At 44.5% G+C, this 23,752-nt stretch carries 21 protein-coding genes and 2 tRNA genes; all 23 read left to right on the plus strand.

All coding sequences use genetic code 11. The annotated features are described in order from the left end of the window. Window positions 1–410: 410 nt before the first annotated feature. The 23 genes from AC0NJP_RS15070 to AC0NJP_RS15180 all read left to right on the plus strand — a co-directional run bounded on the left by AC0NJP_RS15070 (window position 411) and on the right by AC0NJP_RS15180 (window position 23,749). Window positions 411–659: a hypothetical protein gene (locus AC0NJP_RS15070; protein WP_474040640.1), complete on the plus strand. Its 249-nt coding sequence runs from the start codon at window positions 411–413 to the stop codon at window positions 657–659. A 34-nt stretch (window positions 660–693) separates the two neighbouring features. Then, window positions 694–1,461 carry a histidinol phosphate phosphatase gene (locus AC0NJP_RS15075; RefSeq protein ID WP_474040639.1) on the plus strand — a complete coding sequence of 256 codons (768 nt, stop codon included), beginning with the start codon at window positions 694–696 and terminating at the stop codon, window positions 1,459–1,461. 26 nt (window positions 1,462–1,487) lie between these two features. Continuing rightward, window positions 1,488–2,732 carry a CAP domain-containing protein gene (locus AC0NJP_RS15080; protein WP_474040638.1) on the plus strand — a complete coding sequence of 415 codons (1,245 nt, stop codon included), beginning with the start codon at window positions 1,488–1,490 and terminating at the stop codon, window positions 2,730–2,732. Between the two features lie 19 nt (window positions 2,733–2,751). Then, window positions 2,752–4,017: a DUF445 domain-containing protein gene (locus AC0NJP_RS15085; RefSeq protein ID WP_474040637.1), complete on the plus strand. Its 1,266-nt coding sequence runs from the start codon at window positions 2,752–2,754 to the stop codon at window positions 4,015–4,017. Continuing rightward, the gene (locus AC0NJP_RS15090; protein WP_474700340.1) at window positions 4,014–5,345 is read left to right on the plus strand and encodes a DUF445 domain-containing protein; all 1,332 of its coding nucleotides are present in this window, start codon (window positions 4,014–4,016) and stop codon (window positions 5,343–5,345) included. Before AC0NJP_RS15085 ends, AC0NJP_RS15090 begins: the two co-directional genes overlap by 4 nt. Window positions 5,346–5,371: 26 nt before the next feature. Beyond that, window positions 5,372–6,049, plus strand: a complete 678-nt coding sequence (locus AC0NJP_RS15095; RefSeq protein ID WP_474040635.1) for a Crp/Fnr family transcriptional regulator — start codon at window positions 5,372–5,374, stop codon at window positions 6,047–6,049. Between the two features lie 147 nt (window positions 6,050–6,196). Continuing rightward, window positions 6,197–7,156: a DUF1858 domain-containing protein gene (locus AC0NJP_RS15100; RefSeq protein ID WP_474700341.1), complete on the plus strand. Its 960-nt coding sequence runs from the start codon at window positions 6,197–6,199 to the stop codon at window positions 7,154–7,156. A 1-nt stretch (window position 7,157) separates the two neighbouring features. Then, window positions 7,158–7,820, plus strand: coding sequence for a hypothetical protein (locus AC0NJP_RS15105; RefSeq protein ID WP_474040633.1), 663 nt, complete (start codon window positions 7,158–7,160; stop codon window positions 7,818–7,820). 283 nt (window positions 7,821–8,103) lie between these two features. Further along, the gene (locus AC0NJP_RS15110) at window positions 8,104–9,237 is read left to right on the plus strand and encodes a two-component system sensor histidine kinase NtrB (protein WP_474040632.1); all 1,134 of its coding nucleotides are present in this window, start codon (window positions 8,104–8,106) and stop codon (window positions 9,235–9,237) included. A gap of 84 nt (window positions 9,238–9,321) precedes the next feature. After that, the gene (gene polA, locus AC0NJP_RS15115) at window positions 9,322–11,937 is read left to right on the plus strand and encodes a DNA polymerase I (protein WP_474040631.1); all 2,616 of its coding nucleotides are present in this window, start codon (window positions 9,322–9,324) and stop codon (window positions 11,935–11,937) included. A gap of 22 nt (window positions 11,938–11,959) precedes the next feature. Next, entirely contained in the window at window positions 11,960–12,775 is an 816-nt protein-coding gene (gene mutM, locus AC0NJP_RS15120) for a DNA-formamidopyrimidine glycosylase (RefSeq protein WP_474040722.1), read from the plus strand. Between the two features lie 15 nt (window positions 12,776–12,790). Next, window positions 12,791–13,438, plus strand: coding sequence for a dephospho-CoA kinase (gene coaE / locus AC0NJP_RS15125; protein WP_474040630.1), 648 nt, complete (start codon window positions 12,791–12,793; stop codon window positions 13,436–13,438). Then, window positions 13,438–14,055: a lytic transglycosylase domain-containing protein gene (locus AC0NJP_RS15130; RefSeq protein ID WP_474700363.1), complete on the plus strand. Its 618-nt coding sequence runs from the start codon at window positions 13,438–13,440 to the stop codon at window positions 14,053–14,055. Before coaE ends, AC0NJP_RS15130 begins: the two co-directional genes overlap by 1 nt. Window positions 14,056–14,088: 33 nt before the next feature. Next, complete coding sequence (locus tag AC0NJP_RS15135) at window positions 14,089–14,661, plus strand: GDSL-type esterase/lipase family protein (RefSeq protein WP_474040629.1); 573 nt, start codon at window positions 14,089–14,091, stop codon at window positions 14,659–14,661. A gap of 108 nt (window positions 14,662–14,769) precedes the next feature. Beyond that, window positions 14,770–14,855, plus strand: a tRNA-Leu gene (locus AC0NJP_RS15140). Window positions 14,856–14,876: 21 nt separating this feature from the next. Then, window positions 14,877–14,962 (plus strand) — tRNA-Leu (locus AC0NJP_RS15145). 101 nt (window positions 14,963–15,063) lie between these two features. Further along, on the plus strand, window positions 15,064–15,225 hold the full coding sequence (locus AC0NJP_RS15150) for a hypothetical protein (protein WP_474040628.1): 162 nt from the start codon (window positions 15,064–15,066) through the stop codon (window positions 15,223–15,225). A gap of 345 nt (window positions 15,226–15,570) precedes the next feature. Further along, window positions 15,571–16,527 (plus strand): aspartate carbamoyltransferase catalytic subunit, encoded by a 957-nt coding sequence (locus AC0NJP_RS15155; RefSeq protein ID WP_474040627.1) that lies wholly within the window; start codon window positions 15,571–15,573, stop codon window positions 16,525–16,527. Next, a complete protein-coding gene (locus AC0NJP_RS15160; RefSeq protein WP_474040626.1) occupies window positions 16,511–17,800 on the plus strand; it encodes a dihydroorotase in 1,290 nt (429 codons plus the stop codon). Before AC0NJP_RS15155 ends, AC0NJP_RS15160 begins: the two co-directional genes overlap by 17 nt. Continuing rightward, window positions 17,797–18,870 carry a glutamine-hydrolyzing carbamoyl-phosphate synthase small subunit gene (carA, locus tag AC0NJP_RS15165; protein WP_474040625.1) on the plus strand — a complete coding sequence of 358 codons (1,074 nt, stop codon included), beginning with the start codon at window positions 17,797–17,799 and terminating at the stop codon, window positions 18,868–18,870. Before AC0NJP_RS15160 ends, carA begins: the two co-directional genes overlap by 4 nt. After that, entirely contained in the window at window positions 18,863–22,087 is a 3,225-nt protein-coding gene (carB, locus tag AC0NJP_RS15170) for a carbamoyl-phosphate synthase large subunit (protein WP_474040624.1), read from the plus strand. The genes carA and carB overlap by 8 nt, the downstream gene beginning before the upstream one ends. Continuing rightward, window positions 22,080–22,841: a dihydroorotate dehydrogenase electron transfer subunit gene (locus AC0NJP_RS15175; protein ID WP_474040623.1), complete on the plus strand. Its 762-nt coding sequence runs from the start codon at window positions 22,080–22,082 to the stop codon at window positions 22,839–22,841. Before carB ends, AC0NJP_RS15175 begins: the two co-directional genes overlap by 8 nt. Beyond that, window positions 22,838–23,749, plus strand: coding sequence for a dihydroorotate dehydrogenase (locus tag AC0NJP_RS15180; RefSeq protein ID WP_474700342.1), 912 nt, complete (start codon window positions 22,838–22,840; stop codon window positions 23,747–23,749). Before AC0NJP_RS15175 ends, AC0NJP_RS15180 begins: the two co-directional genes overlap by 4 nt. Window positions 23,750–23,752 lie beyond the last annotated feature (3 nt).

Consider the following 23,752-nt stretch of genomic DNA (forward strand, 5'->3'; position numbering starts at 1 on the left):
CTGACTATTTGATCTTCGATGGCTATTCCAGGAGTTATACCAGCGTGAAACATGTATATTATAGCTGGCTAAAAAGGAGTTGTTGTGGTCAAAATATGGTCTTAGATTGCGGAACCCCGCACCTTCTCTATGCATAGGATACACTGTAATGAGACAGAGGCAAAAAGGAGGAAGTCTTTATGGGCTTTTGCGGCGGCGGCTTTCGCGGAGGAAACAACTGGGTTATTATCATCATCATTCTAGTGCTGCTCTTTTTCTGGGCAGAAGAAGAAAGTTCTACATGCTAAATAAGAAGTATACCACGAAGCATGGGCGCCTGCAGTGGCGCTCTTTTCATTTGTAAGGCTCTACAATCAATGCTATTATAATACTACAAGTAATACTCAAGTCAATAAAACGAGGTGAGGCAAGTGAAACTTTATTTGTGGCGCCATAATCGAAAATTTCATAGTTATAGCATGATTGAGGAGCCTTGCGTTCATCAGGATTTTTATACAGCCGCGACAGCAGCTGTTTTGGCAAGCTCATTAGAAGAAGCGTTAGCTCTTTTGGCAAAAGAGGGAAATGGCTGGCGAATTGAAGATTTACGTAAGCTTTCGCCCGAGGTTTTTGACTGTCAGGAGTCAGGACTTGTCTTGCAGCGCATTGAAGGTTCTTAAGTTGTTAGTAGTAAACCATTAAGAGGAGGAAGCTATGCTTTACGACACTCATTTACATACAGAATTTTCCACAGATTCGGAAATGAAGTTTAAGGAACTAAAAGACTGGGTTCAAAACTATGGACAGGGAGTTATTGTTACAGAGCATATGGATTTAAAATATCCGAAACCGAACCAATTTGTTTTTTCGCCGTCGGATTATTTTACTAAATTTGGGCCATATCGTTCCAAGCAAATTCTTCTAGGCATTGAAATTGGTTTGCGTCTTGATTGCCTCGAAGAATTTCGTCAAATGATTAAAGACTATCCCTTTGATTTTGTTCTTGGCTCGATTCATGTCGTGGATCAGAAGGATCTTTATTATAATCCCTTTTATGAAGGAAGAAGTAAGAAGGAAGCCTATGAAAGATATTTTCAGGCAATGTGGGAATGCCTGAGTGCTTTTGATTGTATTGATAGCTTAGGGCATATTGACTATATAGCGCGCTACGCACCTTACTCCGATCCGGAGATCCACTACTCTGAATTTCCTGAGATGATTGATGAAGTGTTGCGGCTTGTTGCGAAAAAAGATATTGCCCTGGAAATAAATACGCGGCGCTTTACCGAGCAAGAGACGGTGCAGCAGCTTATGCCCATTTACCAGCGTTTTCGGGAAGTTGGGGGGCGTTATGTAACGCTTGGTTCTGACGCCCACCGGATCAGCGAAGTTGGACGGGCCTTAGAAGAGGCCGACGCGCTAGCAAAAGCCTGTGATCTTACAGTAGTCCACTTTGTAAATCGTCAAAGAATAGAGGCGTAGAAAAATTGTTTTCAGGAGGCTTGTTGATGAATAAGCGCTGGAAATATATTGGATCTTGTTATTTGATGAGTCTTCTAGTGTATTTGGCGTTTTGGGGGCTGGCAATTGCCGCTCCGGCGGTGCTTTCTGATCGTGAAACTAGTGAAACAGTGACCTCGTTGCGCCATGAAACAGTGCAAACTCTTAATTCCTATCGGCAAGCAGCTGGTCTTACTCCGTTTAAGGAGGATTTTCGTCTGGCAAAGGCTGCGCAAGGGCATGGCGACTACATTACTCGCAATTATCCCCAAAGGATTACCCTTGATATCCACCGTGAACAGCTAGGTCGCAGTGGGTTTATTGGTCGTGACATTGGCGAAAGAGGCGCTTATTTTGGTTATTTTGGTACTGTCGGTGAAGCGCTTGATCCTGGCGGCGCTTTTACAGTAAAGCAAGGTGTTATGGGATTGTGGGACAGCCCCTATCATCGCTTGCTATTAGTAAATCCTAATTTTAACGACATTGGTGTCGGCTTTGGAGAAAAAGACGGCAATTATAATATTTTAGTTTTAGCAACTGGAACGGAACAAGCAGCAAAGGACGAACGGCTTGTAGTTTATCCTTATGATGGACAGAAGGATGCAAAACTTGGCTGGCTTGTTAGTGAAGTTCCGAATCCCTTGCGGTTTTGGAACAAAGAAAATATTGTGACAGGCTATCCCATTACTGTAAGTGTTCATAGCAGTAAGGTGCGAGAGTTGCGTTTGAAACAGGCAATTCTTACAGATGAAAATGGTTTGAATGTGGCTTGTTATCAAGTCGATTCATCCATGGAAACGATGGAGTCAGAGAAAAAACATGCTTTTTTGATTCCCCGCGAGCCCTTGGCTTGGAATAAGACCTATCATGTCGCAGCAGAAGGAACTTTAGTTTATCAAGATGGAAGCAGTGCGCCATGGCGAAAGGCGTGGGACTTTCATACGGTATTGCAGCTTCAGGTAGCGACAATCACCGTAGAGCAGTCCGCTTTTTCGGATGGAAGAGCGTTAGAACTCTTACGCTTGGCTACAACTGCCGGTGACCTGCCTGATTTAACCTATGAGCTTTGGCAAGGTGATCGGTGGATTCAACGCTGGGATGGGCGCAGCCACAAATTTCAATTTTATCAGCTTCTATTTTTACCCGGAGAGTATACGTTGAAAATGAATGGCTGGGGCCAAAGTACTTCCATGACTCTTCAGATCTATGAAACACAGGGCTTGAAGAAAGTCGCTCTTGGAAATAGTTTATAACAATAAAGCGGGGTAATATATGAAAAGTAAAGGCAGGAAAGCTACAGGGCTGTTACTTTTTTTTGCGGGCTTATTTCTAGTAAGTCTTCCCTATCGGGAATCCTTGGCAGGTGGTTTACTTTTGGGCGCGGCTAGTGCGGCTCTTGTTGGCGGCATAGCCGATTGGTTTGCTGTAACGGCACTGTTTCGTCGTCCGCTCGGCATTGCTTTTCGCACGGAGATTATACCACGAAACAGAGAACGGATTTTTCAGGAACTCATCGATATGTTGGAAAATACGCTTTTAACAAAGGAGCATTTAAAAGCAAAACTAGCTGGGCAAAATTTAGTTCGCACCATAGCTCTTTATTTGACAAGTCCGCCAGGAAAAGATTTTCTCGAATCGCTTTGCCACCAGCTTGTAGAGCAGGGGAAGAATCGTTTTGAAACGACAGAAATAGTCTATTTTGCTGAGAAGTTTTTAGCGGGGCAGCTTAGAGCTTTACCGGCAGGACCGCTGGCTGGCGCCTTTTTGCGGTGGCTAATACAGCAAAACTATGATAAACGTATTTTGCAGTTTCTTTTAGCGCAACTTATTACACTTTGTCGTGCCAAACCTTTGCATCAGATGCTAGAGGAGATGGTTGTAAAAACGAAAGAGACTTACAGTCGGGGCCATAGTGGTCGCAAAGCGATTCTTGATTTGCTTGAGTCTGGTAATTTATCAAACCAGGAAATCGCTACCAAAATGCAGCAAGAATTGATTGGCTTTCTTGATACGCTGCAACAGCCTGATTCGTCCTTTGGAGCTATGAGTCGTCTATGGCTCGAAAGCTGGGCGGACAAGCTTTGTCATGATGAATTGACGCAAAGCAAAGCGGAAGAGGTTAAGGCTTATTTGATCAGACAGCTACCTTTGCGTCAGTGGCTGGAGCTTTTGGTGCAAGAAGGCGAAGCTGCTTTGCGTGGTAAAGGCGGTATTGGATCGGTTGTGGCAGGGAAAATCCTCTATCAAGGTGAGCTGTGGTTAAACTCACTATTGGCGGATGAACAAAAACAGCTCGAGGTCAATGAACAACTTAGGCGCTTTGCCAATGAACTGATTGAACGCTATCATTTTCAACTAGGAAAAATGGCTCGTAATAGTTTGGAGCAATACACTAATGAGCGGCTTGTTACCTTTCTCGAAGAAAAAGTCGGCGACGACTTACAGATGATTCGAATCAATGGATCATTGGTTGGTGCTCTATTAGGAATTATATTGTATCTTATCGATAAATTTTTTATAGCAGTAGGTGGCTTATGACAGAACAACAAGTATTTACAAAGCGTCGTAAGATTGCGAATTGGGCGCTAGCCCTTTCTTTTATTTGCTACCTTGCATCATTATATCTAACGATTTCGTTTCATGAATCAGCGGGAGCTTCTATATTTAAAGCTGTAGCAGAAGCTGCTCTGGTTGGCGGTGTAGCTGACTGGTTTGCTGTTACCGCTTTGTTTCGAAAACCCTTAGGATTTTCTTATCATACCGCATTAATTCCTCGTAACCGCGAGCGCATGGCTCGTGCCATGGCAGCTATGGTACAGAATGAACTTTTAAGTGCCACAAGCCTTGGCAATAAAATGCGCCAGATTCATTTTGTGAAGCTCTTTATTTTCTTTATGGAAAAACGCGGCGGTAAGGAAAAGCTGCGTCAGTGGTTGCAGCAAAAAATAGCTTCTCTTTTGCAAGGCATTTCCGGCGAAAAAGTGGAAAAACAGTTAAAAGTTTGGCTTGATCGGCATCTAGCAGACTGGAACGGCCTGGGTTTTTTGTGTCACAGCGGTATTAAGGTGCTTGAGAATGGTCAAGAGCAAGCTCTGGTACTTTTCCTTTTGCAGCAGGTTCAGAAAGAAATTGCTTTGCCGCAAACACGGCAAAAGATGGAGAAGTTTTTAACGGCTTATGGCGAAATGACCAGTAAACCGCAATCTAACGATGCTTTTGGCTGGCTGAAGTCCCTCTTGTATGAGGGAGCGAAAGCTTTTAATATGATTAATTTTGCTGATGCGGCGCGGGCGCTGCAGGAAGAACTGATTGTGATGCTAAAAGCGATGGAAAACCCGGAGCATCCAGTACGTTTATGGCTAAGGGGTGAGGTTTATGAAATTTTCCGAAATCTTTCTGAACAAGAAGAGAAACAACGTGCTTTTTTAGCGTGGCAGAGAGAGCTTGTGGCCGAAATTGATTTTAGTGATCTGACTGACCGATTGGTGACAAGCTTGATTGAAGACGTATCACCGCAAAATAGAGCGACAAAGCAGGGGAAATCTGAGTTACTCTCGCGACCGGTTACGGCCTGGATTGTATTAGAGCTAGAACGGTTTTGGTCCCGCTTTTTGCAAGATTCGCCGCGCCAGTCTCAGGCTGAGCTACTCGTTCAGGAATTTTTGCAGAAACTTGTTAGCAGCCATCACCAATGGATCGGCGAGCTAGTCTATGAAGTGCTGACTCATTTGTCAGACGCGAGGCTCAATCAACTAATCGAAGAAAAGGTAGGCGCTGATTTACAGTGGGTGCGAATTAACGGTGCATTGGTGGGCGGATTTGTTGGACTCGTACTATCCCTTTTTTTGCACTGCTTTTATAATTAGATAATAAAAGCCCGGAGGAGAAGAATATGGCTTTATGGGATTTTTTGAAAAATATTCCTGTCTTTGAGGAACTCGGTGAGACAGAGTTAGCTCTGATTGCTGAGCTTACGGTAACGCGAAATTATAAAAAAAGTATGATTATTTTTATGGAAGGGGAACCAGGTGAGGGTTTTTACTACGTAAAATCAGGTAAAGTAAAAATTGTCCAGGCTTCTTCTGACGGGCGTGAGCATATTATTAATATTTTAGGGCCAGGCGAAGTTTTTGCCGAAGCGCTATTATTTCGCCGGGGCGGCTATCCAGCTACAGCTGTGGCTTTAGAGGATTCTGTAATTGGGATGATTCAAAATAAAGAACTTGAGAAAGCGGTTATGAGTCATCCCACGATTTCGTTACATATTATTAAGGTGCTGACGCAAAAACTGTTGAATGCGCAAATGAAGATAAAAACTCTGGCTTTTTCCGATACCTATGTACGTACTGGCCAAAACTTAGCAAAGCTAGCTAGGCAGTATGGGAAGCCTACAAAAGCTGGGGTGGAAATTGACCTTGACATGACGCGGCAAGATTTAGCCAATTTAGTGGGGACTTCGCGGGAAACCGTTACGCGCGCTTTAGGGTCTTTGAAAAAAGAACGGACGATTGATCTTATCGAACATAAAATTATTATCCTTGATATGGACAAGCTGGAAAATTCCTTGTGATAAATATCACAGTAGCATGTGACCTATTTCCGTTTTTTTGTGCTGGTTTTCTCTTATAATGTACCCATAGACAGTTTATACTACTTGCATGATAAAAACCGCTAGTAAGTGCAGCGGTTTCAAGCTGAAATAAAAGGAGGAGTTTTCATGTTACCGAAAGGCGCAAATTTGCAAAAGATTCGTAACGGAAAACGGACTTACGCCATTACGCCACATATTCCCGGTGGCTTTGTCAAACCGGAGTTTCTTCGTAAATTAGCTGATGTAGCAGAAAAATATCATGGTGTTTTAAAATGCACCTCAGCGCAGCGGATTATGATTACAAGCCTACAGGCGGAAGATATTGAGTCAGCTTGGCAGGAGCTCGGTGTAGAGCCGGCCATTGGTTTTGCCAACTGTGTTCGTAGCATTAAAGTTTGCCCTGGCATTTCTTTTTGTAAACGAGGCAAACAAGACAGTGTGAAACTAGGCTTGGAATTAGATCGACTGTACCATAAGAAAGAAATGCCTTCGCGCTTGAAAATGGGCGTAGCTGGCTGTCCGAATTCCTGTTCGGAAATTTATATTAAGGATATTGGCGTTCTCGGAACTGATGCAGGCTGGAATGTTTATGTAGGCGGCAGTGCGGGAGCCCATCCTCGTATCGGCGAGCTCTTAATCAGTGATCTTTCTCACGAAGAAGTTTTGCAAATTGTATCAGTTGTTTTATCTTATTATGAAAATCATGCTGACATTGAACGGATTGGTCAGTTTATTGACCGAATCGGTTTTAAGAAATTCAAGGCCGATGTTTTGGCTGCTTTCTATCAAGGGGTTAGTGCGGAAGATGCAGAGCCAAACATGAGTGAAGAAAAGCTTCAGCCTGTTCCTGGCGGCTTGACTGAGGGAACGCTAGTACTTGGTGATCCCATTGCGCCGGATAGTGTGATTAGTGATATTATCCGCGTCTATCCTCAGACTGTACCGACTTTACGAGGTTTTGGCATGGGGTGCCTTGGTTGTCCCTCTGCTACAGCGGAACCAATTTCTCAGGCGGCGTCTATCCATGGCGTTGATGTAGCAGAGCTTGTAAAAGAATTAAATAAAGTGATTGGCAAGGAGGAGTAAGATGAGCGCATTTTTAGGTCATATTCATTTTTGGCTGTACAGTAAGATTCAATTGGTAAATGAGAGGGAAACACTTCTCTTTCATCAAGCTAGTGAGGTTTGTGGCGACACAGCTGAAGAACTCCGCAGCCTTGTTTGGCAAGCCTATGGAACGCCTCCCGGCGATACGCCGCTGGAAGACTTGATTGATACAAGCAATATTCACGGTTGGCTACAACGACAGATTCACTTAGCGCAGTCAAGAGAAGCTGCTTTCATTAAGGAACTCCTAGATAGCTGTGACAATGCTTCAGAATGGATTCAGGCGTGTTTTGCCGAGCATGGCGAGGCTTGCGGCAATGCGGCGAAGCTTTCCGGAAAATATGACACGGCGTCCGCCGAAGGCATTTTTACAGCGCTTAGCGATTACCGTTTAAATGGAATGCCTTGCGATCAAAGCGATGAACTTGTTGAGGAAAGTGCGGCAAGCGTTATTTGGCAAAGTGCTGAAAACTTAGCTGAAGTGAATTGGAAGCGCGCTGGTATTGCAGTAAACGTGATGGATGGATTTTATGAAGTATGGCTGAATGCTTTTGTTAAAGCCATGAATCCTGCTTTCACTTGTCGCCAGACTGCTCGCAAAACAGATGGGCAGAGAGTGGATCGTTTTGAAATTGCAAAATAAGTTTGAAGGGCAAGAGATGCAGATCTCTTGCCTGTTTTTTTATTTATTACATAGTTTTTTATCGACTAGATGTCATAAAAAAAGACAGAAAAGGCATAAATAAATAAGAGAGAACGGTTGAGTTTATAAGCGATTCGACAGACTTATTGCTGATGACATTTTATTTTTACTGCTTTTGTCGGATTTGTTTGTTTTTTTTGTCAAGTCATTTAGCAGGAGATACAATATTTTACAAGAATGTTATCATCACCTGAAAAAAGGAATCCTATAGGTGGTGATAGCCGTGATTGCGACAGATTTTTTAGGCAAAGGCATGCCAGAGCTGATTGCGGATAACGAACGGGAATACCTTAATGCTGCGAAATCGGGAATTTTATATCTAAACCAAGAACGATATGTGATGGATATAAATCAAGAAGCAGAACAGATTTGTTTTGTAAAACGGTCCCAGGTGATTGGCTTAAAAGCGGAGCGGGCTTTTCAACATTTAGGTGAAAAATTCACTAAAATTTTTCGCGTGAGTCGTTATGAAGACTATTCGGCCAGTGTTAAGCTGACAACTGCTGAAGGGTGTAGCTATGTTCACATTGATACACTGCGGCTTCATAGTACCCTAGGGGCTTTTATGGGTTATATTGTGATTCTTCAAGATGTTACGGCTGTGCATGCGGCGTTTAAGCAAATCCAGACCACGCAAATGCTGTTGTCATTAGGTGAACTGGCGGCAGGAGTCGCTCATCATATTCGAACGCCTTTGACAACGATTAGCGGCTATTTGCAGGTCATGATGAACCGCTTGCAGGATGAACAATACGTAGTAAAACGCGAAGTGTTAGAAGTCTTATTAGGCGAGACGACTTATATTAATCAAGTGATTAAAGATCTTGTCTTATTTGCCAAACCGCCAGTAGCCAAGCAAAATGCTGTAGCAATAAATCGGATTTTAGAAGAGGCTTTGCTGCTGAATTTTCGTGATTTTGGCGGAGAAAATATCGAGATTGATAAGCGGTTGGCGGAAAACTTGCCAGTTTTACATGCTGATCCCAATTTATTGCAACAGGCTTTTGTGAATATTATTCAAAATGCATTGGAAGCTATGCCCGAAGACGGTGTGATTACTTTGAAATCATGGTTGCATGCCGATCTAAATATGATTGTTGTGTCCATCAATGATACGGGACCTGGTGTTACACCGGAAATTCTTTCTAAGATTTTTGAACCTTTTTATACATCAAAACTTGATCATATGGGATTGGGGTTGCCCATAGCTCATCGAATTGTTACGGAACATGGCGGTTTTATTAATATAAATGCTGCAGGCAGTGGTGGCACGAAAGTGAATATTTATCTTCCTGTAGTAGATCGGCGAGAAAGTGCCCTCCCCAAGGTGTATCAGCAGATTTTAAGTTTGCAGTGAGAAACAATAAATTTTTAAAGGATTATAGCAGAAAGTAGCCAATATAAACAGGATAAGGATTTTTATTTTGTGAGGAGTGGGCCGATGCCTAAGAAAAAAATACTCATTATTGACGGTAGCAGCCTTATGTATCGTGCTTTTTTTGCTTTGCCTTTATTAACTACAGCAGCAGGACAATATACAAATGCCGTTTATGGCTTTACTTCTATGTTGGCGAAGTTACTAGCAGAACTGCAGCCTGATAAGGCTGTTGTTGCTTTTGACAAGGGAAAAATAACTTTTCGCCATGAATGGTATGCTGAATACAAAGGAAAACGTCAGGCAACTCCGTCAGAGCTATCGCCGCAATTTCCGCTCATGCAAAAGGTTCTGGAAACCTTGGGCATTTCTGTATTAGAATTGGCGGGCTATGAGGCTGACGATATTATTGGAACTTTAGCCGCTAAAGCCGAGGCCGCTGGTGAAGAGGCTCTGATTGTAACAGGTGACCGTGATGCGCTGCAGCTTGTGAGCGATTCAGTCAAGGTACTTATGACGAAACGCGGCATTACCGATCTAGAATGGTTTGATAATCAGGCTGTATTTGAGAAGTATTCATTGACGCCGCGGCAGGTCATTGATTTGAAGGGCTTGATGGGGGATGCATCAGATAATATCCCTGGTGTTCCTGGTATTGGTGAGAAAACAGCTGTCAAATTGCTCAAGGAGTTTGAAACAGTAGAAAACTTGTTAAATCATATTCCTGACGTTTCTGGGGCCAAGTTGAAAGAACGGTTAGCAGAACATGCCGATTTAGCGCGACTGTCAAAACGGTTAGCGACAATTGACTGTCAGGTACCTTTAAGCGAAGCTGATTTAGCTTGTGAGATAAAGCCGGATTATGAAAGACTCCAGACGCTTTTTGACGAATTGGAGTTTAAAACTTTATTTAAACGTTTTGTCAGCAACAATGAGCTGCCCGAAGACCAGGCAGTTTGTAGCAATGCGATAGCCTGCACTTACGAAAAAGTGAATTCAGAGCAAGTCTGTACTCATCTAGAGAGGTTGATTCGGCAAGCGGAAAAGCTTGTTTTTTTTCCGTTATGGCAGGGGAAAGGTCCAGATCTTTCCTTAGAAGCCGTTGCGATAGCTACAGCAGACGCTCTGTATTTGGTTGAAAAGACCCATTGTACCTTTTTGTTTAAGTTATGGTCTGATAGCCAGATTACAAAAATTACTTCTGAGGCAAAGTATCTTTATCAATATGGAAAACTGTATCAGTTTTCATTGCGCAATATTGCTTTTGACGCTGCTTTAGCGGCTTATCTTGTTGATCCTGCAGCGGCTTCCTATGATATGGCAACTTTGAGTCAAAAATATTTAGGGGAGGCTTTTCTCCCGGCAGAAGAAGAACTCGCAAAAACAGTCCGCAGTGCCGCAGCTTTAGCTAAGCTGTATCCATTACTGGAAACAAAGCTAGCGGACGCTTCTTTGCTGTCACTTTACGAATCAATCGAACTGCCGTTGCTGAAAGTATTAGCTGACTTGGAGGTTACCGGAATCTTTGTTGACGAGGTGAACTTAAACGCTTTAGCAGCGACAATAGATGCGAAGGTAACTTTGCTGCTTGCAGCTATTTATGAAGCCGCTGGAGAGAAGTTTAATGTAAATTCGACGAAACAATTGGGACTGATTTTATTTGAAAAATTGCAACTTCCTGTCATAAAAAAGACTAAGACGGGCTATTCTACCGATGCTGAAGTATTAGAAACTTTAGCGGCAGAGTATCCGCATCCTTTAATCTCTAATCTGTTAGAGTATCGAACTCTCATGAAATTGAAATCGACATATCTTGATGGCTTAAAGCCATTGATTCATCCTACTACAGGGCGGATTCATACGAGCTTTAACCAACTTGTGACAACAACAGGTCGACTTAGCAGTTCTGATCCTAATCTGCAAAACATTCCTGTGCGGACGGAGGAAGGACGGAAAATTCGCAGTCTCTTTGTGCCGCAGAAACCTTGGGATTACTTGCTTTCCGCTGATTATTCGCAGATTGAGCTACGCGTCTTAGCGCATATGTCAGGTGACGCTCATTTAATCAGCGCTTTTGAAGAAAAGCAGGATATTCATGCTCAAACGGCGGCAAAAGTTTTTGGTGTAGCTGAAAGTGAAGTCACAAGCGAGATGCGCTCCAGAGCGAAAGCCGTCAATTTCGGGATTGTTTATGGAATTAGTGATTATGGTTTGGCTCGAGATATTCATGTGACGCGAAAAGAAGCAGCTAGTTATATCGATAGTTATTTTTCCTTATATGGCGGCGTAAAGGGACTAATGGATCGATTAATTGCCGAAGCGCATGAAACTGGTTTCGTCACGACTTTATTTGGCAGAAGACGTTATCTTCCTGATATTAACAGTCGAAATTTCAACTTGCGTTCTTTTGCCGAACGGACAGCTATGAATACGCCCATTCAAGGAACAGCAGCCGATATTATTAAAAAGGCTATGATTGCTGTGTATGAGCGTCTGCAGGAAGCCGGGCTGGAGAGCCGCATGCTACTGCAAGTGCACGATGAACTTGTGCTTGAAGTGCGGGAATCAGAAGTTTTAGCTGTAAGCGAGCTTGTAAAAACGACGATGGAGCAGGTTGTATCATTAAAGGTGCCGTTAGAAGTTGATGTGAAGTTCGGAAAGAATTGGGCTCTAGCAAAATGAGGAGGATTTTTTTGTGCCAGAAATGCCGGAAGTAGAAACGATTCGTTTGCAGTTAGAAAAACATGTGATCGGACAAAAAATTGAAGATGTAGAGATTTCCTTGCCTCGGCTGTTTAAGTGGCCGGAAGCTAGCGATGCCAAAGCCTATTTGTTGCATCAGACCATTACTGCATTAGAAAGACGAGGCAAATACCTTCTTTTCCGGCTTTCGAACGGACGAATTCTCGTCATTCATTTGCGAATGACTGGTCGTCTTTATTATCAGGACGCCATTGCCCGGCGCGATGCGTACACGCGAATTGTTTTTCAATTATCGCAAGGGAATGTTTTGATTTACGCAGATACGCGTACTCTTGGCACCTTATATGTAGTTAGCGAAGGGGAAATATCTCGCATATCAGGTTTGGCTACTTTAGGTCCGGAACCTTTAGCAGCGGACTTTACTCTTGAATATTTTGCCAGTCAACTACAAAATAGGCAGGGAAAGATTAAATCTTTACTGCTCAATCAGCAGATTGTAGGGGGACTTGGCAATATTTATGTGGATGAAAGTTTGGCTGTGGCTCAGATTCATCCCGAGCGGCGCGCTTGCGAATTGTCGCAGGCGGAAGTAGCAAGATTATATGCCGCCGTGAATCAAGTGATTCACGATGGCATTGTCGATGGCGGTACGACCTTTCGTGATTATCGCAACAGTGAAGGGAAGATTGGTCAACACCAGAACCATTTATGGGTTTATGGCCAAACTGGTCGGCCTTGCCAACGCTGCGGCCAGCTTATTGAAAAAATTGTCGTTGCTGGTCGCGGAACACATTTCTGTCCCCACTGCCAAAAATAGAAGCGAGGCGTTATTATGCATTTGATTGGGTTGACTGGCGGCATTGCCTGCGGAAAAAGTACAGTAGCGGCTCTACTCGCGGCAAAAGGCGCTTGTTTGATTGATGCTGATAAAATTGCCAGACAAGTGGTAGAGCCGAATACCCCGGCTTTTCATGAAATTTTGTATTTTTTCGGTTCGGCTGTGCTTGGCGCCGATGGGGCGATAGACAGGCAGCAGCTTGCTCGAGAAATTTTCGCCAGTGAAGATAAGCGTAAACAGTTAGATGCGATTACTCATCCGCCTATTTTGGCGGAAATTCAACGCAAGATCCAAGCGGCTGCCGCAAAGGGAATTTCGCTTGTTATTCTAGATGTGCCACTTTTGTTTGAAAGTGGCTGGCATAAAAAGATGGATGAAGTTTGGGTGGTGACGATTCAAGATCCGTCGGTCCAACTGCAGCGTCTGATGGATAGAAATGGCTTTTCCAAAGAAGACGCTAGGGCGCGGATGGCGGCGCAATGGTCACAGTCAGAGAAAGTTCGTTTAGCTGACCAGGTTATTGATAATAGCGGTGATCTGGCATCATTAAACCGACAAGTGGAGGCTCTTTGGGAGCAGGCGCAGGAAAGGGCCTTGTTGAAGCAGGCTGTCTTATTGGCAAAAGATAAATTGAAGTTATGATGAGGCCTGTTTTGGGGAATGTTTATAACGGAGTGATTGGTTTGAGGAAATGGTCATGGACCAGACGCATTATTACCTTAGCTTGCATCTTTATGATTGCTAGCTATGTGGTTTATGAAAGTGAATGGTTCCAGAAGAAATATGTGTATCCTTTGTTATATCAAAATGAAATTTTTCGCTATGCTGAAAGACATGATCTTGATCCTTATTTAGTAGCAGCTGTGATTCGTACGGAAAGTAAGTTTTCCCATTTAGCCCGCTCGCCTAAAGGCGCGATGGGACTCATGCAAATGATGCCCGATACGGCGCAATGGGTGGCTCAGGAAATAAAATATCCGAATTTTACAGTCGACGAACTGAATAATCCGGTCGTGAGTATTCGTTTTGGTACTTGGTACCTAGCCTCAGTCGAAAAGGAGTTTGGCGGGAATGAAGTTCTCATGCTTGCTGCTTACAATGGCGGACGCGGCAATGTAAAGAGTTGGATGAAGAAATACGGCTGGTCTAATGAGTTTCATGAAATTGACGAAATACCTTTTAAGGAAACGCGGGAATATGTCAAAAAGGTTCTGCGTGATCGTGAAACGTATCGGCTGCTTTATGAAGGCAGAAAATAGGCAGGTGCTGGGCAAGCGAAGGGGCGTGGTTTTGTGGCGGGAAAAATGAATAGCAGCGTGGAGCTTGTGGCGATTGGCGATTCGTTAACCTATGGATTTCCTTATACGCCATCAGACTCTTGGCTTCAGCTCGCTGCGCTAAGACTTTCGTTTTCTTACTTAAATCAGGGAATCAATGGTGATACCACGAATGGCATGGCAGCCCGATTTCGTCGTGACGTACTGCAGGTAAATCCGGATTATGTTATCTTGATGGGAGGCACCAATGATATTTATGAAGGCGTTGATCTTGCTGAAATCATGGGTAATATGGAAGAAATGACGCAAGCAGCGCTCCAGGCAAATATTCGGCCCATACTGGGCCTTCCTATTCCTTGCAATGATGAAGGCGAAGAACGGCTGCTGATAGAATATCGAATGTTGTTAAGGAATTTTGCCGCTGCAGCAAGCTTGCCGCTTATTGATTTTTATAGTTGTGTGGTTGACCAGACCGGGCAGATTCCAAGGACGCTTAATTATGACGGAATACATCCTAATAAGAGTGGTTACCAAGCTATGGCTCAAGCCGCGATTCAAACCCTAGTAAGAATTTTTCCGGAAAAATAAAAAAGTGAAAAATTCTTGTTGACATTTTGTTATGCAATGGATATAATATTATTTGTCGGTAGCAAGCGGACCAACAGTGAGTGGTCGACTGACAAGATAAAAAAATGGGCGGTCGTGGCGGAACGGCAGACGCGCTAGCCTCAGGAGCTAGTGAGAGCAATCTCGTGGTGGTTCAAATCCACTCGACCGCACCACATACAAGACCAGTTTAATATGCGGTAGTGGCGGAACGGCAGACGCACCAGCTTGAGGGGCTGGCGGGGGCAACCTCGTGGTGGTTCAAATCCACTCTACCGCACCAAAAAAAGTAAACTAAGACTTCTTGAATCAACAAGAAGTCTTCTTGTTATTTTCCCGAGAACGATTGCCTGATTTTCCCAGGCGATGAAAGGAGATGGCTACATGACCGACAATAAAGGCGTCAACACTTATGTATTGCCTCCTGAAGAAGTGGAAAAGATGCTGCAAGCGAAATTCGGCAGCAAAATTGAGCCGACCAACCAAGCTAAATTAGCGAAACAGCACTTACAGCGCAATAAAAACCGCGACAGAAACAAAGCCTAAAAGAGCGAAGATCTTTCATTGACAGATGAACGAGTTTGCTATATAATAGTTAAAAATTAACCTTTAAAACTAGTCCTGTGAGGCTAGGAAGGAGCGTGGAACTATGAAGAATTATAAGCCTTTTTATCATTCAGCCGATATGACGTGTTGAGAGATGAAAAGGCTTTTTTGTATGCTCTTGCCAGACATGAAGAAACCTGTTAGTATATATATGAATAAAATATGAATAATTATTAGTAGACTTACTCACGAAGGATGTAGAAATTTCAAACTATTTTCTTGCGATTGATCAGGCAGTCAGTAAGAGTTTTTATAGAATTGCTATAGTAAATAAGGAGGCAGACCATGAAAAAAAATCAAGTTTCGCTACGACAAAAAAGTATTCTTGATCTGGAAAGTTTAACAACTGATGAAATAGAGCTTATTTTAAATACAGCCAAAGAAATGAAAAATATCATTAAGCGCGATATCAAAAAAGTGCCGACACTAAGAGGAAAATCGATTATTAATTTGTTTTTTGAGCCAAGCACAAGAACGCGTACATCTTTTGAGCTGGCAGGTAAGTACTTGGGCGCTGACGTTGTGAATATTACTACTTCAACTAGCAGTGTGGTAAAAGGCGAAAGCCTGCGTGATACGCTCATGACGGTGGAAGCCATGGGAGTGGATGTGATCGTCATGCGTCATAGTGCGGAAGGGGCTGCTTTATTAGCGACCCAGTGCGTAAAACCTGTCATTATTAATGCTGGTGACGGCGCTCACGCTCATCCGACGCAAGGTCTGCTTGATCTTTTTACGATGCGGCAGAAATATGATTCTTTAGAAGGCAAAAAAGTGGTAATTGTCGGCGATATTACGCATAGCCGCGTTGCCCGTTCTAATATTGCGGGCCTTAAGAAGTTTGGCGCCGATATCCATGTAGCTGGGCCTAAAACACTTATGCCTAAAGACATCGAATCACTTGGTGTAACCGTTCACTACAACGTGGAAGAGGCCTTAAAAGACGCCGACGTTGTAAACGTACTGCGTATTCAATTAGAGCGTCAGAAAAAAGGACTTTTTCCATCACCGCGTGAATATGCGCGAATCTTTGGTGTGAATGGGGACAGGCTGAAACTGGCTAGTCCTGAAGCGCTTATTATGCATCCAGGACCGATGAATCGCGGCTTGGAAATTGCTCCCGATGTGGCCTATTCGGATCAATCTATGATTGCGGAACAGGTTCAAAACGGGTTGGCTGTACGTATGGCTGTACTTTTCTTGGTAACGTTGGGAGGGAAAAACATTGAAGTATCTGCTTAAGGGCGGGCGTGTGATTAATCCCGCAAAACAATTTGATGGCATTCTTGACATTGTAGTAGAAGATGGAAAAATTGTCGCTTTAGGAGAAAGCTTAACTGCTGAAGGCGCTGAAATAAAAGATCTCACAGGTCTTGTTGTGACTCCTGGTTTAATTGATATGCACGTGCATCTGCGTGATCCAGGTCTCGAAGCAAAGGAAGATATTGCTTCAGGGACGAGAGCTGCGGCAGCAGGTGGTTTTACCACAGTTGCTTGCATGCCAAATACAAAGCCGATTGTCGACAGTTCCATTTTAATACAAGGAATTTTGGCCAGAGCCGCTAGCGAAGGTGTTGTTCGCGTCGCTCCTATCGGTTCAGTTGTAAAAGGCGGCACTGGCCATGAATTGGCCGAAATCGGCGATATGATTTTAGCAGGAGCAGCAGCCATCACTGATGATGGTGTTGAACCTGGCAAGACTTCTTTCTTTAAGACAGGACTTGAATATACGTCCATGTTTGACCGGATTTTTATTACTCATGCCGAAGATGCTTCTTTAGTAGAAGACGGCATTATGCATGAAGGGGCTGTATCAGCGCGACTTGGCATGAAAGGTCGTCCGGCTGTAGCGGAAGATCTTGCTGTAGCCAAAAGTATTATGCTGTCAGAATACACGGGGGCTCCTGTTCACATTGCCCATATCAGCTCGAAGACGGCTATTGACTTAGTCCGTCAGGCAAAGGCGAAAGGCCTTGCAGTGACGGCAGAAGCTACGCCGCATCATTTGAGCTTAACGGACGAAGCGGTTATTACGTACTCGTCTGCGGCGAAGGTTTGTCCGCCGCTGCGCTCGGCTGAACATCGCGACGCCGTACGCCAAGGACTCATTGATGGAACGATTGACGCAATTGCTACAGACCATGCACCCCATGCTTTTGAGGAAAAGGACTGCGAGTTTCGTGATGCGCCAAATGGCTTTTCCGGTTTGGAAACGGCTGTCGGCGTGGTGCTAACCGAAATGTATCATACGAAAGAAATGTCTCTGTTGCAGATTATTGATAAAATGTCTACAGCGCCAGCAAAACTGCTGCATTTAGACGCTGGGACGATTGAAGTCGGACAAATTGCTGATTTGACTATACTAAACCTTGATGAGGCTTGGACGGTCGATAGTAAAGAGTTTTATACGAAAGGCAAGAGCACTCCCTTCCAGGGGAAGACGCTGACTGGTAAAGCGGTTGGTACTATTATAGGCGGACGCTTTATCATGGAAAACGGAGAGGTGTTACTATGATCGGAAAACTGGTCTTAGAAGATGGAACGGTTTTTACAGGCAAAACACTAGGAACAACAGCAGCCGTCGGTGAAGTTGTTTTTAATACAGGCATGACGGGGTATCAGGAAGTGCTTACAGATCCTTCCTACTGTGGTCAGATTGTTACCATGACTTACCCGTTAATTGGAAACTATGGTACGAATGATCTTTTTAATCAGTCGCGGAAATCTTTTGTGCGTGGCTTTATAATCAGCGAGCTTTGCCAGCAACCGAATAGTTACTTGGCGGAAGATTCCTTGAAACAGTTTTTTATCGAGCAAAACATTCCGGTTATTTATGGGATTGATACGCGGGCTGTTACACGGAAGATCCGGTCAGCAGGTACCATGAAAGGAATCATCGTATCCGGTGATATTTCCGACGAAGCAGCGAAGGCGCTTATGGCGGAAACTCTGCCTCACGATGAAGTGGCTCAGGTTACTACGCCAGAGACCTATACTATGGACGGTGCAGGCCCTCATGTGGTCGTAATGGATTTCGGCGTAAAACAAAATATACTGGATTCTTTGCAAAGAGCCGGTTGTCGGCTAACAATTGTCCCTGCCAACACTTCGGCTGAGACGATTCTTGCTTACGATTCTGATGGGATTTTTCTCTCTAACGGACCAGGAGACCCGAAAGATCTGCCAGAAATTATTGAGACAGTAAAAACGATTGTTACAAAAAAGCCAACCTTTGGCATCTGTCTCGGCCATCAACTGCTAGCCTTAGCCTTTGGCGCCGATACGTACAAACTGAAATTTGGTCATCGCGGCTCCAACCATCCCGTAAAAGATATTGCGAAAAATCGCGTTTATATTACATCGCAGAACCATGGTTATGCGGTTGATCCAGAATCGCTTACCAAAACAGAGTTAGAAATTACGCATTTCGCTGTAAATGATAAAACAGTAGAAGGCTTAAAACACAAAACACTGCCTGTTTTTTCTGTGCAGTATCATCCAGAAGCTTCACCGGGGCCTGATGAAAACACCTATCTTTTTGACGAATTCATGACTTTGCTGACAGGAGGTCAGTCTCATGCCTAAGTATACAGATATATCGAAAGTCCTCGTAATTGGTTCAGGCCCGATCGTTATCGGTCAGGCGGCGGAATTTGACTATGCCGGCACGCAGGCTTGTCGTTCCTTGAAAGAAGAAGGCTTGGAAGTTGTTCTTATCAACAGTAATCCGGCTACTATTATGACCGACGCGCATATTGCTGACCGCGTCTATATTGAACCGTTAACGGCTGATTTTGTAGCGGCAGTCATTGAAAAAGAACGTCCTGACGGCGTTCTGCCGACTCTTGGCGGTCAAGCTGGTTTAAATCTAGCGGTTGAATTAGCTGAACGAGGCGTCTTTGAAGAATTTAACGTACGCCTTCTCGGTACGCCGTTGGAATCTATTAAAAAAGCAGAAGACCGCGAACTGTTTAAAATGACAATGCAAGAGATCGGTCAGCCGATACCAGAAAGCGATATTGTGGAAACACTGGAAGCAGCCGTTTCCTTCGCCAATTCCATTGGTTATCCGGTCATTGTTCGTCCTGCCTATACCCTTGGCGGTACTGGCGGCGGGATTGCCTACAGCGAAGCCGAATTGGAAGACATTGTACAGCGCGGCTTGAAAGCCAGTCTGATTCATCAGGTGCTGATTGAACGCAGTGTAGCTGGTTGGAAAGAAATTGAATATGAAGTACTGCGCGATGCTGCCAATAACTGCATCACCATCTGCAACATGGAGAACTTTGATCCTGTAGGGATTCATACCGGCGATAGTATTGTCGTAGCGCCTTCTCAGACGCTTACCGATTTTGAGTATCAAATGCTGCGGACTGCTTCTTTAAAAATTATCCGCTCCCTTGGCATTGAAGGCGGCTGTAATGTGCAGTACGCTTTGGATAGCAAAAGCAAACAGTACTATGTTATTGAAGTAAATCCTCGGGTAAGCCGCTCTAGCGCCTTGGCCTCGAAAGCAACAGGTTACCCTATTGCGAAAGTAGCTAGTAAAATCGCGATTGGTTATCATCTTGATGAAATCGTCAATGCTGTTACGCAAAAAACAATGGCTTCCTTTGAACCAGCCCTTGATTATGTCGTCGTAAAATTCCCGCGCTGGCCTTTTGATAAATTCGTTTTAGCGGATCGTAATCTGGGAACCCAGATGAAAGCCACCGGCGAAGTGATGTCAGTAGATCGGACATTAGAAGGCGCATTGATGAAAGCCGTACGTTCCTTAGAAATTGGCTTGCAGCGCTTGCATTTGCCTGAACTGGATTCGCTTTCAACGAAAGAAGTTAAAGAATTGATTAGTCTGGCTGACGATGAACGACTTTTTGTGATTGCCGAAGCGTTGCGTCGGGGCATTTCCGTCGACGCCATTCATCAGATTACCAAGATTGATCCGTTTTTCCTCTATAAAGTTCTTAACATTATCAAAATGGAACAGCGTCTTAGCGAAGAAGAACTTACGGCAGGTCTTCTCGATCAGGCGAAAAAATGGGGCTTTAATGATGTCACCATTGGTGAACTTGCTGGTAAAGATCCGTTTGCTGTCAGAGAATTACGCAAGAGTCTTGGTGTTGTTCCGCGTTACAAAATGGTGGATACCTGCGCTGCTGAGTTTGAGGCGGCTACTCCTTACTATTACTCAACTTACGCTGCTACAGAAGATGAAGCAGAGCCGACGGAACGGAAAAAGGTGGTTGTACTCGGTTCCGGACCGATTCGAATTGGCCAAGGCGTAGAATTTGACTATTGCTCAGTTCACTCTGTATGGGCCTTGCGCGAGCTCGGCTATGAATCTGTGATTATCAATAATAATCCAGAAACAGTCAGCACGGACTTTGATACATCAGATCGACTTTACTTTGAACCACTTACGGTCGAAGATGTGTTAAATATCCTTGATAAGGAACAACCTGACGGCATTATTGTGCAGTTTGGCGGTCAGACTGCTATCAATTTGGCAGGGCCTCTGGCCAAACGGGGTATTCAGGTTCTTGGTACAAGCGTTGACAATATTGACCGAGCGGAAGATCGTGAACGATTTGATGCGTTGTTAGAAGAACTCTCCATTCCACGGCCGAAAGGTGAAACGGTTACTAATGTCGACGAAGCAATTGCTGCCGCGGAAGGTATTGGCTATCCTGTAGTAGTTCGTCCTTCTTACGTGTTGGGCGGTCGGGCCATGGAAATTGTCTATAGCACGAAAGAGCTTATTGATTACATGGAACATGCCGTAAAAGCGTCGCATGAACACCCTGTGCTTGTGGATCGCTACATGCAGGGACGGGAAGTCGAAGTTGACGCCATATCCGATGGTACGGATCTCTTGATTCCTGGTATTATGGAGCATATTGAACGAGCTGGGGTTCATTCCGGCGACAGTATTGCTGTCTATCCGGCACAGACCTTATCTGATAAGGTTCTTAATATGATCGTCGACTATACGAAGAAATTAGCTACCGGATTAAACGTAAAAGGCTTGATCAATATTCAATATGTAGTTGTGGATGAACAGGTTTATGTTATCGAAGTAAATCCTCGGTCCAGCCGCACCATTCCGTTCCTTAGCAAAGTAACCAACATTCCCATGGTAAACTTAGCTACGCGCGTTGCTATGGGCGCGACACTGAAGTCGCTAGGCTGCCCAATCGGCCTGTTACCGGAAAAACCTTATGTAGCAGTAAAAGCGCCAGTCTTCTCCTTTGCGAAAATGCAGCAAGTTGATATTTCACTTGGACCTGAAATGAAATCAACTGGGGAAGTTATGGGTCTCGATTATCACTATGAACGGGCTCTTTACAAAGCGCTGATCGGATCAAACATGAATATTCCTCGCGAAGGAACTGTTTTGATCACTGTCAATGATAAAGATAAATCGGAAGTTCTGTCGATCGCCAAAGGGTTTGAAGAACTGGGCTATCAGCTCATGGCGACAGAAGGAACGGCGAAGTACTTGACTGATCGAGGAATCGCCGTGAGTCGTGTGCCGAAAGTCAGCGAAGCGCCGCCGCATATTCTTGATCTCATTCGTAGCAGCAAAATCAATCTTGTCATTAATACGTTAACACGTGGCAAGGAACAGGAACGTGACGGCTACAAGATTCGTCGGGCCACTGTCGAAAATGGAATTCCTTGTCTTACTTCGCTTGATACGGCAAATTCTGTTCTGCGGGTACTTACAGTTATGCGTGAACGGCGTCTTACCTATGTTCTTGCTCTACAGGACTATGTAGAAGGAAGGGATTATTTTGGCTAAAGTTCGAGAAGAAGCGGCAATTGTATCTCACAAGATTCTAGCGCCGACTCTGCGCGAGCTTGTGCTAAAAGCGCCGGAGATTGCGGCTATGGCTCAGCCGGGGCAGTTTGTTCATGTGGCCGTCGGCGCGACTCATATTTTGCGGCGCCCCATCAGTATTGCTGATGCCGATGCGAAGCAAGGAACGATTACTTTAATTTATAAACTAGCAGGCCAGGGCACTATTGCCCTGGCTGATAAAAAAATTGGTGAACTAGTGGATCTGCTAGGCCCATTAGGAAACTCTTTTGCGGTGCAAGGCGAAAAAATTCTGCTGGTAGGCGGCGGGATTGGTACTGCGCCGCTCATTTATCTGGCAAAATCTCTTTGTCCAAAACCCATGACTGTCGTCATGGGCGGACGAACAGCGGAAGAAATGATTTGGCCGGACTATTTCAAAAGTGTTTGCCAAGATATACAGATTACTACGGATGACGGAACTTGTGGTACAAAAGGTCTGTGTATTGATTTATTGCCGGAAATTTTAACAAAGGGCTATGACATGATTTATACTTGTGGTCCGAAAATTATGATGGAGGCTGTGGCGAAGGCGGCGCAAGAAGCGGGTGTGCTTTGCCAAGTTTCCTTAGAAGAATATATGGCCTGCGGCGTGGGGGCTTGTCTTTCCTGCACTTGTGCGGCGAAAGGCGAAAAACGCGTTAAGGTTTGTACCGATGGACCTGTCTTTTTTAGCAGCGAGGTGATGTCTTTATGAACCGTTTAGCTACAGAAATTGCTGGGATTTCCATGAAAAATCCAGTTATGAGCGCGTCGGGAACTTTTGGTTTCGGTCTGGAATATCAAGATTTTGCGCCGCTCGAAGATTTAGGCGCTGTTGTCGTCAAAGGTACGACCCTATTACCTCGTGCTGGCAATGCCGGTCATCGCATCGCCGAAACACCAGCAGGTATGCTGAATGCTGTTGGTTTGGAAAATCCCGGTGTGGACGTTTTTTTAACGGAAATTCTGCCGAAGGTTTCTACGTATGGCACGCCGATCATCATTAATATTTCGGCGAATACAGTAGAAGAATACGGTATATTAGCGGCTAAACTGGCTGATGCGCCGATTGCCGGTATTGAGATCAATATATCCTGCCCGAATGTCAAACAAGGCGGCATGGCTTTTGGCGTTCAGGAAGAAAGCGCCGCCAGCGTAGTGCGGGCAGTAAAAGCCAATACAGATAAACCGGTCATTACGAAACTCTCGCCGAACGTTACGGATATTGCTTCTATGGCTAAAGCGGTAGAGGAAGCCGGAACGGATGCGATCTCTTTAATTAACACACTTCTGGGCATGGCCATTGATATTCACTCCTGGCGACCCATTCTAGGGAACGGCATGGGAGGTCTATCAGGGCCTGCTGTGAAACCTGTAGCTGTGCGTATGGTTTATCAGGTAGCTCAGGCCGTTTCTGTCCCTGTAATTGGTATGGGAGGCATTATGACAGCAGAAGATGCTGTTGAGTTTTTCCTGGCTGGCGCCAGCGCCGTTGCCGTAGGAACAGCGAATTTTATGAATCCTTCTGCTATGGTTGATGTGGCGGCAGGGCTTGACGATTATTTGGCGAAACGGGGCATTTCCCATATTAGCGAGATTGTTGGTAAGGTGAAATTTGGATAAGGA

Source organism: Pelorhabdus sp. sgz311002 (assembly GCF_056134285.1).

Coding starts and splice junctions, on each gene's coding strand:
- AC0NJP_RS15155 (WP_474040627.1), top strand. CDS start 15,571: ATGAAAAAAAATCAAGTTTCGCTACGACAAAAAAGTATTCTTGATCTG.
- carB (WP_474040624.1), top strand. CDS start 18,863: ATGCCTAAGTATACAGATATATCGAAAGTCCTCGTAATTGGTTCAGGC.
- AC0NJP_RS15130 (WP_474700363.1), top strand. CDS start 13,438: ATGAGGCCTGTTTTGGGGAATGTTTATAACGGAGTGATTGGTTTGAGG.
- AC0NJP_RS15100 (WP_474700341.1), top strand. CDS start 6,197: ATGTTACCGAAAGGCGCAAATTTGCAAAAGATTCGTAACGGAAAACGG.
- coaE (WP_474040630.1), top strand. CDS start 12,791: ATGCATTTGATTGGGTTGACTGGCGGCATTGCCTGCGGAAAAAGTACA.
- AC0NJP_RS15085 (WP_474040637.1), top strand. CDS start 2,752: ATGAAAAGTAAAGGCAGGAAAGCTACAGGGCTGTTACTTTTTTTTGCG.
- AC0NJP_RS15105 (WP_474040633.1), top strand. CDS start 7,158: ATGAGCGCATTTTTAGGTCATATTCATTTTTGGCTGTACAGTAAGATT.
- AC0NJP_RS15180 (WP_474700342.1), top strand. CDS start 22,838: ATGAACCGTTTAGCTACAGAAATTGCTGGGATTTCCATGAAAAATCCA.
- AC0NJP_RS15080 (WP_474040638.1), top strand. CDS start 1,488: ATGAATAAGCGCTGGAAATATATTGGATCTTGTTATTTGATGAGTCTT.
- polA (WP_474040631.1), top strand. CDS start 9,322: ATGCCTAAGAAAAAAATACTCATTATTGACGGTAGCAGCCTTATGTAT.
- AC0NJP_RS15095 (WP_474040635.1), top strand. CDS start 5,372: ATGGCTTTATGGGATTTTTTGAAAAATATTCCTGTCTTTGAGGAACTC.
- carA (WP_474040625.1), top strand. CDS start 17,797: ATGATCGGAAAACTGGTCTTAGAAGATGGAACGGTTTTTACAGGCAAA.
- mutM (WP_474040722.1), top strand. CDS start 11,960: ATGCCGGAAGTAGAAACGATTCGTTTGCAGTTAGAAAAACATGTGATC.
- AC0NJP_RS15150 (WP_474040628.1), top strand. CDS start 15,064: ATGACCGACAATAAAGGCGTCAACACTTATGTATTGCCTCCTGAAGAA.
- AC0NJP_RS15075 (WP_474040639.1), top strand. CDS start 694: ATGCTTTACGACACTCATTTACATACAGAATTTTCCACAGATTCGGAA.
- AC0NJP_RS15090 (WP_474700340.1), top strand. CDS start 4,014: ATGACAGAACAACAAGTATTTACAAAGCGTCGTAAGATTGCGAATTGG.